The sequence below is a fragment of the Cupriavidus sp. FW305-3-2-15-C-LB2 genome (assembly GCF_058787575.1).
Genome location: NZ_JBYSZW010000014.1, coordinates 22,468 through 36,640, shown reverse-complemented (window position 1 = coordinate 36,640; position 14,173 = coordinate 22,468). Strand labels below are relative to the sequence as shown.

Annotated in this window: 16 protein-coding genes; 3 read left to right on the top strand and 13 right to left on the bottom strand. The window is 62.0% G+C overall.

All coding sequences use genetic code 11. The features are described from left to right. The 13 genes from AC3WRR_RS12820 to AC3WRR_RS12760 all read right to left on the bottom strand — a co-directional run bounded on the left by AC3WRR_RS12820 (window position 1) and on the right by AC3WRR_RS12760 (window position 11,959). A complete protein-coding gene (locus AC3WRR_RS12820) occupies window positions 1–723 on the bottom strand; it encodes a PRTRC system protein B (RefSeq protein ID WP_058698155.1) in 723 nt (240 codons plus the stop codon). Window positions 724–732: 9 nt separating this feature from the next. Continuing rightward, window positions 733–1,875 (bottom strand): PRTRC system protein F, encoded by a 1,143-nt coding sequence (locus AC3WRR_RS12815; protein ID WP_081050303.1) that lies wholly within the window; start codon window positions 1,873–1,875, stop codon window positions 733–735. A 93-nt stretch (window positions 1,876–1,968) separates the two neighbouring features. Then, window positions 1,969–2,193, bottom strand: a complete 225-nt coding sequence (locus AC3WRR_RS12810; RefSeq protein WP_058698157.1) for a PRTRC system protein C — start codon at window positions 2,191–2,193, stop codon at window positions 1,969–1,971. A gap of 11 nt (window positions 2,194–2,204) precedes the next feature. Then, window positions 2,205–2,645, bottom strand: coding sequence for a PRTRC system protein E (locus AC3WRR_RS12805; protein ID WP_058698158.1), 441 nt, complete (start codon window positions 2,643–2,645; stop codon window positions 2,205–2,207). A 62-nt stretch (window positions 2,646–2,707) separates the two neighbouring features. Then, window positions 2,708–4,375: a PRTRC system ParB family protein gene (locus AC3WRR_RS12800; RefSeq protein ID WP_058698159.1), complete on the bottom strand. Its 1,668-nt coding sequence runs from the start codon at window positions 4,373–4,375 to the stop codon at window positions 2,708–2,710. A gap of 391 nt (window positions 4,376–4,766) precedes the next feature. Continuing rightward, window positions 4,767–5,084 carry a DUF5983 family protein gene (locus tag AC3WRR_RS12795; RefSeq protein WP_143010731.1) on the bottom strand — a complete coding sequence of 106 codons (318 nt, stop codon included), beginning with the start codon at window positions 5,082–5,084 and terminating at the stop codon, window positions 4,767–4,769. 644 nt (window positions 5,085–5,728) lie between these two features. Beyond that, a complete protein-coding gene (locus AC3WRR_RS12790; protein WP_058698161.1) occupies window positions 5,729–5,974 on the bottom strand; it encodes a hypothetical protein in 246 nt (81 codons plus the stop codon). Then, window positions 5,971–9,075 carry a DEAD/DEAH box helicase gene (locus AC3WRR_RS12785; protein ID WP_058698253.1) on the bottom strand — a complete coding sequence of 1,035 codons (3,105 nt, stop codon included), beginning with the start codon at window positions 9,073–9,075 and terminating at the stop codon, window positions 5,971–5,973. Before AC3WRR_RS12785 ends, AC3WRR_RS12790 begins: the two co-directional genes overlap by 4 nt. 70 nt (window positions 9,076–9,145) lie before the next feature. Continuing rightward, on the bottom strand, window positions 9,146–9,382 hold the full coding sequence (locus AC3WRR_RS12780; protein WP_058698162.1) for a hypothetical protein: 237 nt from the start codon (window positions 9,380–9,382) through the stop codon (window positions 9,146–9,148). 317 nt (window positions 9,383–9,699) lie between these two features. Continuing rightward, the gene (locus AC3WRR_RS12775) at window positions 9,700–10,485 is read right to left on the bottom strand and encodes a hypothetical protein (RefSeq protein ID WP_058698163.1); all 786 of its coding nucleotides are present in this window, start codon (window positions 10,483–10,485) and stop codon (window positions 9,700–9,702) included. A 12-nt stretch (window positions 10,486–10,497) separates the two neighbouring features. Then, on the bottom strand, window positions 10,498–10,980 hold the full coding sequence (locus AC3WRR_RS12770) for a hypothetical protein (RefSeq protein WP_058698164.1): 483 nt from the start codon (window positions 10,978–10,980) through the stop codon (window positions 10,498–10,500). 88 nt (window positions 10,981–11,068) lie between these two features. Further along, window positions 11,069–11,278 (bottom strand): hypothetical protein, encoded by a 210-nt coding sequence (locus AC3WRR_RS12765; RefSeq protein WP_058698165.1) that lies wholly within the window; start codon window positions 11,276–11,278, stop codon window positions 11,069–11,071. Window positions 11,279–11,443: 165 nt separating this feature from the next. Beyond that, the gene (locus tag AC3WRR_RS12760; protein ID WP_058698166.1) at window positions 11,444–11,959 is read right to left on the bottom strand and encodes a hypothetical protein; all 516 of its coding nucleotides are present in this window, start codon (window positions 11,957–11,959) and stop codon (window positions 11,444–11,446) included. 158 nt (window positions 11,960–12,117) lie between these two features. On the opposite strand from AC3WRR_RS12760, the gene AC3WRR_RS12755 reads away from it, so the two are divergent. Genes AC3WRR_RS12755 through AC3WRR_RS12745 form a run of 3 tightly spaced genes read left to right on the top strand, consistent with a single transcriptional unit; the run spans window position 12,118 to window position 13,617 of the window. Then, window positions 12,118–12,567, top strand: a complete 450-nt coding sequence (locus AC3WRR_RS12755) for a hypothetical protein (protein WP_058698167.1) — start codon at window positions 12,118–12,120, stop codon at window positions 12,565–12,567. Further along, entirely contained in the window at window positions 12,567–13,184 is a 618-nt protein-coding gene (locus tag AC3WRR_RS12750; RefSeq protein ID WP_081050304.1) for a DUF1173 family protein, read from the top strand. The genes AC3WRR_RS12755 and AC3WRR_RS12750 overlap by 1 nt, the downstream gene beginning before the upstream one ends. Then, window positions 13,174–13,617, top strand: a complete 444-nt coding sequence (locus tag AC3WRR_RS12745) for a DNA translocase FtsK (RefSeq protein ID WP_058698168.1) — start codon at window positions 13,174–13,176, stop codon at window positions 13,615–13,617. Before AC3WRR_RS12750 ends, AC3WRR_RS12745 begins: the two co-directional genes overlap by 11 nt. Window positions 13,618–14,173: the final 556 nt, after the last annotated feature.

Sequence of the window (14,173 nt, the reverse complement as noted above, 5' to 3'; positions counted from 1 at the left end):
TCAATTGTCCAATTTGCCGGCGATCAGATCGGCCAGCGTATGTTTCATGGGGATGAAAACCTGCCTCGGGTAGTCCGGGAACTTCCCATCAAGCATGTCCTTCCAGAAGGCGTAGGCGCCGCGCTTGTACTTCACGCGCTGGCCGCCGTGGTTGGGATGGGTAAATGCCGAGTTGAAGAACCCGGATTCCCAGCCTGCAATGGAGGTGACGTCGATCTGCCTTGGCACATGTGCGCTCCCAATGCAGATCTTCCCGTTGTCCCACGTGTTGAAGTAAGGCGGCTCGTAAAGCACCGTTGCCGGCACCGGCCGCTCCTGCCCGGGCAGTGCGAAGACACGGAACCCCGTGTGCGACGCCTGGAAGACGAGGGCCGGATGCGGCACCACGGCGCTGCACTCGCCAAGCTCCATGCAGTTGAAAAAGACGCGCCGACGGTCTGCCGGACACCACCACGTCACCGCGGCGGGGCTGATCGACAGCACATTGGGCGTCAGGAATTCGCCCTTTGGCAACGAGGCCTCGGCGACCTGGCGCACCGCTTGAATCAGCGCCAGCCGATTGAGCGGCGTGCCGGCCCCGATCACGGGGCGGCCGCTGTTTCCGTCCGGCTCGATTCGATGCGCGGTGGCATACGAAAAGTCTCCGACAGCGCGGCCATAAAGCAAAATGGCCCCTTGCAGGGCCACATCATGCGACCGCGAAGCGGTCAGGATCTCGGCCATGGGGCCCTCCTATGAAGAAATGAGTGTGAGCACGCGGTCAAGCGCGCCGATGATTTGCAGCATGTCTGCCAGATCGCGGAACTGCTGGCGAATCGCGGCGGCATCGTCTGCAAGAGGAATGAAACACTGGAACATCGTGGCGTCGCCAGCGTTGTTCAGGCATTCATAGTGGTCGTCCAGGATCTCCGACACATAGTCACTGGGACGATAGGCGATGGTCGCGGCCGAATAGGCCGGCTCTGCCCATTGGGCGCCGGCGATGGCCGACTGCTCCCCCGCCCTCGCCAGCAGCAGCCGAAGGTCGGCGAGCGCCGTACAAAACTCGCCCAGCCACCCACTATGCATGCGCGCCAGAGCGCGCAAGTTGCGCGGACCCAGCTCACGCAGATGCGCGGAAGCTGCGTCGACTTGCGCATACCTTGGCAGGGTGTCGTCCGGTGCAAGCTCGGCGCGCACCACCGACGGCAGATAGCGCTCGATGTCGGCATCCTCGCCACCGAAGTTCTCCTTGAGGAACTCCCGGGCGTTCTCGTCGTCGGCCAGGGTCGCGTCGTAATCCCAGTGCCAGCGGGCGAACTGGTCCAGCAGCATGTCAGGCGTACGAACGAACAGCGACTTGCCGCACGCGGCATTGATCAGGTTCATTGCCGTGAAGAGCAACGACGGGTGTGCCGCACGCATGGCGTGCGCCCGCGCTTCCCCGATCGCATACACCTCCTCGCCGGGCAGTTCGATGGCCAGGTAGAGCGGCGCTTCCAGCCCGTCTTCCCAGCCGAACTGCATGACCTGGTCCATGGCGGCGCCGCGATCGAATAATTTCGCGCCGAACTGCAATCGCTGACACGCTGGGATTCGTTTTCCCAGCCATGCGAACATGGCCTGCGCGAAAGCATCCCCCGCACTGGTCGGGTTCAACACATCACTGGCCCGAAGGATGCCGGCCGCAAATTGCGCCAGCACCAGATCTGTAACCTCTAACTCATCGCCATAGGTGAGGCGCGCAGTGGCTGGAACAGAGCCTGGAAGCTTCGGCAGTGTCAGAAAATCATGGGCAGGTCGACGTCCGGCAGTGGAATGCTGTCGGTGTGGCGTCCATGCGGGTTGCTGTCCCGGATGGATGTCAGGAACAAACGAGCGAGGATCGAACAACATTGTTGGGTCTCCTCAGAATGTATAAAAACCGCCCTTTCGGGCGGCTCCTTGTTGATGGAGGCAAACTGACCCGTAGACAGTGCCTTCATGAGGTCAGATTTGCGCATGAGCGCCCTTTGCGCCGGCAGCGCGGACGAACGTGTAGCGCGCGACTTCCCCCTTGTGCTCCGGGCCATCCACTGCGGCAGTGGTCAGCTCGGGGTACTGGGCGGAATAGACGTCGCGCACCTGCTGGGGCGTGAACTGCGGACCGGGGTCCATCAGCGTCATGCCGTTATAGGAGAACTCGCGCGTGAGCTTCTTAACCTCGAGTGCCATGCCAGTCTCCTTTACAGCAGCGATGCGAGGTCGGTGCCGGCCGTCTTGGCCGCGCCGTCGTTCGCCGTTGCCTGCGCGCCAACACTGCCTTCCGGCTTGTCGTTGTCATCGTCCTCCTCGGACGTTTCGGATGCCGTCGGCGCCGCCGCCGTGGTCAGGGCCTTCGTGGCTTTGGTCGACTGCGAGGTCTTGGCCGCCTCCAGGATGGACCTGGTGGCCTCGACCTGCTCAGCCAGCGACTGACGCGCAGCGCTGACTCCTGCAATCGCGGCGGCGAAACCTTCATCAAGCTCCGCCGGTGTCGCCGACAGCGCCAAGGGGGTGCTCAGCGCAGCATCCGCAGCGTCCTTGACAACGGGCACGACAACGACAGACATAGTGTCGCCTTGCGTAGTGAGCGTGACGACGACCTTTTCGCTCGCGCGAACGAGCGCAGCCAATTCAGTGAACATAGTGAATCCTTGGGAAATGAATGAGGCGGAGGACGCCCTGGCGCCTCCGATTGGAAAGAAGCTTAGTAGCCGAGGACCTTGGGGACCTTGCCGGTGTAGTCGAAGCCGTCGACGGACAGAAGTCCAGCAACAACTTCAGCCTTTGATTTGCCGAACAGCTTGGCAAAGCCATCTCCCAGCACCTTGCGGATGCCAAGTTCGTCAGCCAGGACCTTCATCTCGGACTTGGTCAGCATCTCCAGGAAGTCCTGCGATTTCTGCAGGTTCCAGTGATCGCGCAGGTCGAGCTTGTGGTACCGGCACAGTTCCCGGAGGTTGTTCACCTCCATGCCGTCGATTGCCGCCACCGTCATGCCGATCGTCAGCTGCTGGCGACGGCCCGCGTCCATGGCATGGACGGCCGTGAGACAACCTTGCAGGGTCGAGGACGACTTCTGCTCGGTGAGCTTCTCGAAGAACTTGCCCATCACGTCGCCGCCAATGTTGCGCGACAGACCGTTCAGGGCGACGGCCAGCAGGTAGGCATTGGCCTGTTCAGCGTTCTGCGCAACTTCCTTGCGCAGCGCCTTGCGCCAGAGCTCGGTGCGGTACTGCTTCACCCTCTCCGACTCGCTGATCACCGTGGCCGGCTTCTCGGCAGCCGCGGACGACTTGTCGCCCTTCGTTGCCGCAGCCGTCTTGCCGGCGGTCTGCTTGACAGCAGGCGCCTTGGCCGCATCACGCTCCGCCTTGATTCGGGCCGCTACCTTCTTCTGATTGCATGCCGTGTCGAAGCACTGGCCGCTATAGACCTTGCCCATGGAATCCGGCAGACCGCTGACCGCGGCACCGAAGTTCTGGCAGGCATGGCAAGCTTTGGCCTGTTCCTCACCGACCCCGGTTGGTCCATCCACCTTCAGCTGAATGCGGGTATGGTTGTCGCCGGACCGGATGATGCGCACGATCGGATACTCTTCCTTGAGCCCGTAGACGATGCCCTCGAGCTTACGGTCGGTCTTCTCGGCGTAGCAGGCTTTGTTGGTGCAGTTGCCGGTAGCGATCGCCTCGCCAAACATCTCCGTTTGCAACGAGGAGTTGTGCGGGCACGTGGCGCAGTCGGTCTTGTCGAAGATCGCCACTTCCAGGCTGCACGCAGCCGCCTCGATCGTTTTCTTCAACTCCGACACCGCCTTCTTCTCGCTGAGGATGACCGGCAGGAGCTTGTCCTGCTTGTCCTTGGCGAGTGTGGCGAGCAACTCGGCGTGACCGAGTTGAATCTTGCGCTCATTCAGTGCCGCCTGAACATCCGGGCTGCAATTCATGAGAGCAAGGCGCTTATCCAGCGTCGCGCGGGACCAGCCCAGGAGCCTGGCGGCTTCCTCGCGATCCCCTTTGCAATGGCCGACGATCTTCGAGGCGGCAACGGCCTCTTCAGACGGCGACATGTTCGCGCGCTGGGCGTTCTCGATGAGCGCCGCTCGGTCGGCCTCGTCGTCGGTCATTACTTTGACGAGGGCGGGAATCACCCAGTCGATGCCGTGGGCCTCCACGGCACCGCGGTAGCGACGCTCGCCTGCGATGAGCTCGAACTCGAACTCGTCGTCTTCGATGGGGCGAAGCAGGATGGGCTGGTAGACACCGGAAGTCCGGATGGACTCGGTGAGTTCAGCCATTTCGACCGGATCGAAGTACATGCGCGGATTACGGCCAGTACGGATCTTGCGAAGGGCAACAGCAGATGGAAATTGCATTGTGGATTCTCCGGAGAGCAATGGGGAACCCGTTGCCGCACCGGGAACGGGTTCCCGGTGGGATGGAATGGATGGACTGGCCCGGCTAAGCGGGCGGCCACCGTACTGCAGAAGCTGGCACCTTGCGGTGCGGGGTCGATGCGTCTGGGACGCGGAAAGTGATGTGAGGATAGCCAATATTGGCTTGCGTAGCAAGATCCCGCAAAATGGTTGCTGCCACGTGGCGGCGAATAACAACCAGGCACAGACCAGGTTCGTATGGAAGGCGGCCTTGAGGAAAACGTAAAAGTTTTGGTGACAGCTGGCGGCCGCTTGCCGCGCCTACATGGCTTCTGCGCCTTACAGCACGAACATGCATTGGCACCTCAATTCTTACCATGGCGTGAAACGGCTACGACCACTCATACCGCGGCAAAACCTCTATCTCGTCGGCCGTGACATCGAAATGCAGCAACGTGATGCCAAGTGACATCGCGTATTGCATTACCTTCTCCAGGTCCTCTGGTATTGCATAGTGTCTAGCAGAAGGTGCGTAGACGTTGATGACCTCCACAAAATAGCTCGCAAAGTTGTTAGCCAAAACGGGCTCTTGTCCAAAGCAGCAAAAAGTCTCTTCCGATAGGTGGAAGGCGGAAAGCGTCAAGTAGTCGTTAACCGGCAATTTTTTCATTGTGATTCCCAATCGTAATTCAGCGGAGAGCGACGTCACGGTAGCGCTGCTCTCCAGCGACGAGCTTGAAATCGAACGCATCGTCCGTTGATAGGGCGAAGTAGGATGGGTTGGTAGACACCGGAAGCCCGGATGGACTCGGTGATTTCAGCCATTTCAACCGGACAAAGTACGTGCGCGGACTGCGAGCCGTACGGATCTTGCGAAGGGCGACAGCAGTTGGGTATAGCATTGGGGTTCTCCGAAGAGGAATGGGGAACCCGTTGCCGCACCGGGAACGTGGTTCCCGGCGGGATGGAATGGATGGACTGGCCCGGCGGCCACCGTACTGCAGAAGCTGGCACCTTGCGGTGCCGGATCGATGCGTCTGGGACGCGGAAAGTGGTAAGAGAGTATCCGAAGTCAGCCCTCCGGATCAATAGGCCCACGCTAGCCCACCCGACCTGATGATCGTAGCAACGGATTGGCTCCTGCGGTTGTTCAAAAAAAAATGCCCTCTGGAAGGGAGGGCTGGGAGCAAGTGCGAGAGGGTTTCCGTAGCGGGGGCTGCCGAAACCAGCATGGGGCGAACAGCTTTCGCTGTCGCCCAAACGCTCGCCAATTTCTTTCGTCTTTCGCCTGATATTGACTCGGTCGAGTCAGGTACGAGCGAAAGCCCGGCCGCGCGCGACCAGGCGATTCGATTAGTGGTGCACGCCATGCCGCGGGCCGATGGGCCGCGACAGCAGCGTGGTGACCGCGCCGGCAACTTGCCAGCCGTCCAGCTCCGATTCAAAAATGCCATGCACCAGCCGATCCAGGCAGATCACCTCCATCCCGTCTGCCTCGACGGTACCCAGGATCCTTGCCACGGTGGTACCGCGGGTGCCGCGGCACTTGATCGTCGCCAAGCCATCGCCAATGGCGATCCTGCAGTCGTCAGTCTTCATGCCGCCTCCTTAAGCAGCTCGCGTTGATCCCGGACCTTGCGGCCGTGCAGCTTGGCGAGATCTTCAACAAAATGGTCTAACAGCGTGTCCATGTGCAGGAACGCCTCGTCTTCGAGTTCCGGCGTCGCCCAGTCCAGACCAGCCTCCATGGCGTCCCGTTTGTGCGCCACCATCTGGTCCTGATAGCAATCGACGCTTCCCGGCAGATGGAAATACACCACCTTTAACTGCCCTTTCCGGTTCCACCGCAGCGCGCGCCGCATCGCCTGATACTCGATGCGCCACGTCCACGAACGATCATAGAAGAGGACGTAGTCAGCATTGGGCAGGTTGTAGCCAGCCCGGCCGGACGCCTTGGTACAAAGAAGCCCTGTGGCGTTGCCGCCGACGAACCGCTTGTCCTTGTCGGCCACGCGCTTCGCAATCGGAATGCCACCATGGAACGGCACGGTCTCCACCCCCTTCGCCTTCAGCTGACTGGCGATGAGGTCGATAACCCCCGGGTTCTCGGCAAACAGGATGGCCTGCTTCCCTTCGGCGGCAATTGCCACCAGCCGTTTAACCACGGCGCGTTGCTTGCTGGTGAGCTGCGCCAGCCCGCCGACACCGTCTACCCCGTGCTGCGGGTAGTTGGCGGCGAAATGCACCGCACGGATCCTGGCAAGAATGGCAATCAGATTGTTCGGCCGGCCATCCTTGCGGACGTCCCGGTACCATTCGGCAAACTCGTCCGCCGTACGCAGGTAGAGCGACAGGTGAGCAGGATCCCAGTCCGTCTCGACCACCTCCACAGCTGGTGGCTCGATCTGGATGTACCGCGACACGTCGGGCTCGCAGACCAAGCGACGCTTCACGTGCGGCGCCAGCATCTGGCGATACCGCGGGAGATTGCCAATCTTCGGCACTTCGCGCTTCGCCCCGTCCTGCAGGCTCTCCGCAAATTCCCAGGTCACCCACTCCAGCACCACAAAATCACTGCGGAAGCGGTCGATACCTCGTTCGGCATGCTGCGCCGTGGCCAGCCAGTTCGCCTCGAGGTAGCCGCGCCGGTAGCCGTACGGCTGGGCCGCAGTGCCGTCGCCACCCGTGAACGCGATCAGTCCGAAGATGTCACGCGGATAGTTGGCGATCGGGCTGCCTGTCAGGATATAGCGGCGTCTGGCCGACAGCTGCCATAGCGCGCGGCTCTGGTCACTGGTCGGGTTCGACAACCGCTCGCCCTCGTCTGCCACCAGCAGACTGATACGCCGGCGCAGCCGATGGGCATAGGTGACACGCCGCGACGCCTTCCGGCATACCGGCATGCGAAGCCGTTCGTAGGCGATCAGGTTGATTCGTCCCAGCGTACTCAGGTCTTCCGGCGACTCGATCACGTGAACATCCGACGCCGGCAGAATTTGCCCCAGTTCCGCGCGCATCTCCGGGACCAGTCTGGCTTCCACCACGATCAGGCCATGCCGAACCCCGGACAGCAGGATCAGTGCCGCAGCGAGCCGCGACTTGCCACAGCCCTGCTCCCATGCCGCTACTGCGCCGTTGGGCTTCATCAGCAGCTCGACCAGGTCTTCCTGCTGGAATTGCCAGTCCAACCACTTGTCGATTCCCAACGCCAGCAGCCGCTTGCGCAGCTGGTTGGCCTGTTGCGGATAACGGCGTTGCAGCCCTTCATGGACGATTTCCCAGGCCTGCGCCGATTTCTCGACACTGTATCGGGTGGTGATTTCGTCCAACGAGACGACGTAGCGCTTCCCGCGCACCTCGTACTCATATCGACCATCTGCCTGCCGGGCAAACTGCACTGCCTGGCCAGCTTTGATAATCGGGCTTCCCCAGACGGTGGTGTCGACCACATGCGTCTTGGTCGCGACCGCAACGAGCATGTTCACGGCGCCGACGCCCGTTGTCCAAACGGCATGGCGCAGAGGCAGCGCCTGCCGCGCACTGCGGCGCAGCCGCTGGTGCAAATGCTCCAGAAAGCCCGGCGCGAACTCCGGCTCGCCGCCTGCGCGCTTCACCAGCCTCACGAGCTCGCGAAGCGCAGCGATCGGATCTGCCTGCACGAGGTAGGTTTCCAGATCCAGCCGACCCGTGCCCGCATAGCAAAAGCCGCTCGGTAGCCGCTGACCTTCCTGCGATACGATTCGGCGTTCCAACACATGGTTGAGCACCATCGCCTCGGTGAATCCGCACTCGAAGCCGAGGATGATCCGGCGGCCGTCATGCGAGATGCGTACCCGTTTCTGCGAGGTTACAGGCCGCGTGATAGCGGGACCGTGATCGTCCAGCAGCTGGTGTGCCAGCTTCGGCTCTCCATATCGCCGCTCGTCCCACTCCAGCTGGAGCTTCGGCAACGGTGTCGACAGATCCCGCACCGGCTGGCGCAGAATGCCTCCCCGCACGCGGTAGCGAGCAAACACGGCGATGGAGGTGCGCACTTCGGCGCCTTCCTCACGAAACGCGTTCGCGGGTAGGTCGAATGCACCCACCACGCGACGCGAGGCATCGCTATATGGCTCGCCATGCGGAATCGACCCATCAGCAAACTTGTCGACAAACGTGGTCGGAAGCAAGGCGACCACGACTTGTGAGGCGTCGAGTGCCTGGGCAAGTGCGTACTCATGGCTCAGCGCGCTGGTACGCGGGCCAAACCGGCCCCATGTCGTGCAGTCGTAGGGCTGCAGGTGTGGCGACTCCAGATGAATCGAGAACGGGGGATTTATTAGCGCGATATCGAATCTGCGCGGATGAATATCCTCCATCCCAGCGTGCCGAAAGCTGCCGTCGAAGCCGGCTGCCTCGATTGCTTGTTGAATTATCTCGATCGTTGGTTTGTGCACGTCCACACCAAAGAGGCTGTACCTGACCGGATCTGCAAACTGCAGCAGACGGCCGGACCCGACAGAATTGTCCAGGATGGACACCTTCCGATCCGGCAACCAGTCGGCCACCACACCCCACATCAGGCGGGCGATCACATCCGGGGTGAAGAACTGCGAAAGATGGCGCTTACGCGCCGCGTGCAACTCGCCCATGTGCGCGACTTTTTCGGCTTGCGAGCCGAGGCTCACAATAGCCCGTAAGGGCTCGTACCAATTGGTCATGATAGGTCCCATAAGAAAAACGCCCCATCAAAGACGAGGCATGTAGTGGATCGAATGCGAAATCCGCCATTCAAACTCGGTAGGTGCCAGCCTGCTGCTGGACGAAGGCCAGCAACGTGCCCGCGATCGGAAGTGCGAAGCGCAACTCCCAGTACTCGTTTAACTGGATGTTGTTGAGGCCAGGGAGGGTCTGACGCTGCTGCGGCTGGAATGGATCGCTTGCGTGGCACCTTGCCAGGCAACTTGCCAGCGGCGCGTGGCTCATGCAGCGCGCAAACACTGCCAGCGCGAAGAAGGCGGCTATCACCGCTCCAGCGAGCCGAAATGCAGTTGCCGCATCGGATGTTCGGCGCCGTCGACCTGTTCCGATATCGCCACCAAACGCATCCGCATCGCCGTGGCTGTGCGCCGGGCTGCCATACTGCTGGCTAGCCCAAGGGCCCGTGGGAGTGTCTGGGCCGTTTACTGAACGGCCATGGCGTGTCCGTTGGCCCCATAGATGCGGCGCAGACGTTTCCCGGAAGTCATCGAGATCGGGTGCATCGCCGGCTCGAATGGCTTCTCAGATTTGGCATGGCCGGTGACGGGAATCCGCGTCTCACCATCGGTAGCTTACATCGCGTGTCAGGCCGTCTCTTCCATGAACGCAGCGCCAAATTCGCCGATGAACAGCATCAACGCCTCGGCCACCTGGTGGGAAAACTTGAACTCCCACCCGTCTTTGAAGAAGACGATGTCAAGCCCAGGATGGCTTTGCTTCTCGCGGTAGTTGTACTCAATGTTGTGGACATTGATACGCGAGAGGCCACTGGCCAGCGACGAGTGACCCGCTTTGGCAGCAAAAGCGGTGAGGCCCTGCAGGCAATCCGCGGCAGTCTGGCAGCTGTAGTAGCCCACCTTCCTGCACGATCGCCCGTAGCAGCCTTCCGAAGTCACTCGCATGCGCAGAATCACCGCTGACGCGGTGCGCTGAACCTCATTGCGCCGGTTGAGCCAGAAGCCTTTGATGATCCGCTGCGCAGCTTGCTGGTAGGCCAGTTCCTTGCCGCCACTCCCGCCATAGCGGTCATGAAGCGACGCCCACAGCCCGTCAATGTCGGGGATCTTCCCAGCCTTGAGCGCCTTGCCGATGTCCAGGCCCGCGTGCTCATGCTCTTTGGTATCGTCGATGTCCAGACGTGTTCCCGCAGGAGCAAACTCGCGGCGAGCGCGGTTGACCACATTGCCGGCAAGCGAAGAGCAGAAGCTTTCAAGCTCCCTGGCCGTTCCATACTCGGAGCGAATCTCCACAGTGTGGCTGTTCCCGGGGATGCCTGCCAGGCACTCGCGCTCGAAGCTCGCAGCCGAACGATAGGCTGCACATGCCGCCTCCTGGGCCCTGACGAAGCGCTCAATGATTTCGTTGTACATGCGGCCTCCAAATTAGTGCAGGGAGATCGCCGGACCAGCGGGCAAGGGCGAGAAGCCCATCGCCCACCAGGCCGAAACCGGGTGATCAGGGAAATCCGGAATCGTGGTGCTGCAGAACACGGCCGGCACTTCCGTCATGTCGACAGCTCCGGCAACGACCTGCTCGCGCCACCGTGCTTGTAGGCGCAGCCATGTGAGCTCCGCGCGCGCTATCGCATCCCAGCCCGTCGGGACCTTGGCTTCGTCGAATAGATCCGCGCCCGCAGCCGTCATGATGGCAACCACTTCATGGTAACGGCCGAGGTCGTGCGCAAATCCGCGGCGCTCAAACGTGAGCGTGAGCGGATCCGGATTGCCAAAGACCCGCTTCAGCTGACGGATGTAGACCGCGCATTCCAGGCGAGATTTCGCCTCATAGTCGGGGTGCCCGACCTGCGCGCAGGATTCATCGGCAGGCACCGGCCCGACTTCGATGGAAAGAGAGTGGATGAACATAGCGTTTCCTCAAGCGAGTTGGAGAAACGCCCCACCGGGGACGTTTCCCCGGTGGGTAGTGGATGGATTGGCAGGCGCCCGCGATGGGTCAGCCTGCAATGGAAGGCTTCTGCTCCGCAATCGACAGCTTCGCAAGAAGCCAACTGATCAGGACCAGAAACTCGATTTCGGCAACGAAGTGCACTTGCATCATCGCAAGGCGATCGTCGGCGGTGAAGATAAGAAAATACAGGACCGCGAACAGGTTGATGACCGTCGCAAAGACAGCCAGAGCGCTGATACGGGAGGAGACAACCATGCAAGGCTCCAAAAAAGAATGGAGCCTTCCCCATTGGGCAAAGCCCCAATGGGTGGAAAAAAAAGATGGCCGGTACACCGGCAGGGTCGATGCGCTGAAAGCGCGAAGAATCGGGCGGATATTACTGCGAATCGTCGCTCGGGGACAAGTCCCCCCAGCTGCGGCTCAACCTGTCGCGCGTCGCTGCCGGCTTGCCTCGCGCACGCGGTTCACCACATCCCACCGGCGCAGGTCAACCTCTTCCGGGTTCTCCAGGTTGGAGTGATCCAGCACCGGCCCATCGTCCCCGAACGGCTCATAGTCAGCGGGCAGCTTGCCCTCTGCCTTCAGCTTGGCGGTCTGCATCTTCGACAGGCCGTGACTGGTTTCGCTGATGGCGACATAGTCCCATCGTGCGGGCACTGCGGCCTCAGAAAACCACGCCTCGCCCTCCCCCGACGCGACCAGCGCCACGACGTCGTAGATGCTGCCGGTCGGCGACGGCATCGCCCGAACCTCGAAGCGCAGCACTTCCCGCCTCGGGTACCAGAACGTCCGGTCGAGATAGCGCTTGAACGTGAAGGCATCAAGCATCGCGATTTCCGCGTATTGCGGGTCGCCGGGCGGGATGAACTCGCGTTCGCTCTTGGGCCGCGCGCCGAGGGAAACCTCGCGAACGGCGGGGGTCTGGGGTGATGACATGGGATTTCCCGAAAAGATACCCCAAATTCTATAGCTTTCGGGCGCAACTCCCGCCACGGGCGCCTTGAGAATGTGTTTGGCGAATCTCGCCGGCCGGCGGCCTTGACTTCGCGATGGCGCCGGTATCTTGGTCATAGACCATTCGATACCTCGTTACCATGCGCTTCACCCGCTTCGGGCGCTACACCCCCATCGAGTTCAACGCCCGCCGGCAGGCCGCTTTCGCGCGCAAGCAGCAGCGCGAGCGCGACCGATACCCGCTCTTCCCCGAGCACGTCGCCGCGGAGCAGCACCAAGCCGACGAAGAGATTGATCGCCGGCAACGGCAAGCGGACAGGTTCGAAGCGAGCCAGCGTGCGTTCGAGGCCCGCGTGTGGCGCAAGGCCCGTACCCGATTCTTTTCGTTGCCGGAAGCCGGCAAGGCGCAGATCCGCGCGAAGTGGCTGTCCTGGCCCGGCCCGACTACCGCAACCAATTTCATCTACATCGTCGACGAACTGAGCGGTGACCGGGCACGCCGGGTGGCCGAGGCCGACGCCGGCCACGCCGAGATCCGACGCCGCGCGTGGGAATCCGTGAACCGCCAAGCCGCGCTGGAGGTGGTCTAATGGCCCCGACCGACGAGCGGGACGCCGTCGTTGACGCGGTGAAGGGCGGCGACGCCCTCAAGGTCAAGGCTTACGCCGGCGCGGGCAAGACCTCCACGCTCCGCCCGACGCTAGTGATACGGCGCCACCGAGATATTTTCCTGCTCGCCCGCTGGCGGCGCTCCCATGGCACGGCGCTCGCGGGGGCGGGTCAACCTGATCAGCGTTGTGTGGCGATCCTGCTGTTCGAACGATCCAAGTCGAACTACCTGACGATCGCGGACGCGGCCGCGATGCTCACCAACGCGCAGTTTCTGCCTTGCGACTCGGCGCACGAGGTGGCGATGGCGGACCACCTGGTGGCACAGCGGCGCGCCTTCCGCAAACCGCTCCGGCACATCGTCAACGCGCCGGTTCATCCCGATTTCGTGCTGACCGACACATCGCCGGAGGTGGTAATCGAAGTGCTGGGAATGGCTGGCAACCCGGAGTACGTCACCCGAATGGCGGCAAAGCGCCAGCACTACCGCGCCGCCAGCGTGCCGTTCGTCGAATGGAACGCTCCCGCGCAACCGCTTTCCGCGGTTCGGCTGCCGTCCCCTGTCGGGACAGCCTCGGAGGCCACCCATGCAGGCTGAACACGCAGCGATGGATGGAGAATTGTTCCATAGGGCAATGGAACTGGTCCACCAACACCGCGCCGCGTCGGTGGCGCTAATCCAGCGCCATCTGCGCATTGGCTGGGAGGCTGCGGAAGCACTGTTGGCCCGCATGGCCGCCGAAACGATGGCCGTTCGCAAGATGCAGAACGGCCTTTACCTCTACATCCACGGCCCTATCGGCGCGGAACTTGCGCGCCTGAACGGCTTTGCGCAGGAGGTGTTGGCCGCGCTTACCGAAGATTGCATCGACGCGGCCCACCTTCGGGCCTCTGCCATTCGCTATGGCCTGGCTGAAGAGACAACCGTCTCGGCTCGTTGCGGCGACCAGTGCGCCTGCGCGACGCTCTTCGAGTTCCCGGTCCGATGCTTCAGGGCAAGCGGGGCGGCGCTGGACTCTGGTGAGCCTTAGGCATCCACGACTTGAGCGAGATACAGGGGATCATCGTCGCCCCTGTGCGTTGGTCCAACCCGGGCGAGCGGATTTCTATGTTCACACCCAAGGCAGGTGAAAAAGAAACCGCGTTCGTCCAGCTGTGGGTCTGCCGTGTTAAACATCACCGAGAGACGGCACTTCGTGCAAGTCCACATGGTTCACTCCTTGCGTGACTTCGGGTCGCGCGCGCTACGCTAGGTTCACGATAGTTCAGGCGGTCCACTAAAGCATTCACCATCCACGAAAGCCTGGTAGGCAAGGAGGATTCACCAATGCCGCTCTACAACACTGAGATCGTCTACCGCGCCGTCATTCAAGCCGATGACGCCGAGGCCGCGCTCGTCGCCACCAAACGTGAGCGCCGGGACATCGAGGGCGACTGCGCGGAGCCGCGCTACGAGCTGGTCGGCCCCTATCGGACTCCTGCGGACTTCGAAGATGGCTGGACCGAGACCGATTACCCTTACTGTGGTCTCGGATCGGCCTATATCGGTCAAATACTGCTCGCCGAGGACGGCCAGCCCGAACGCGA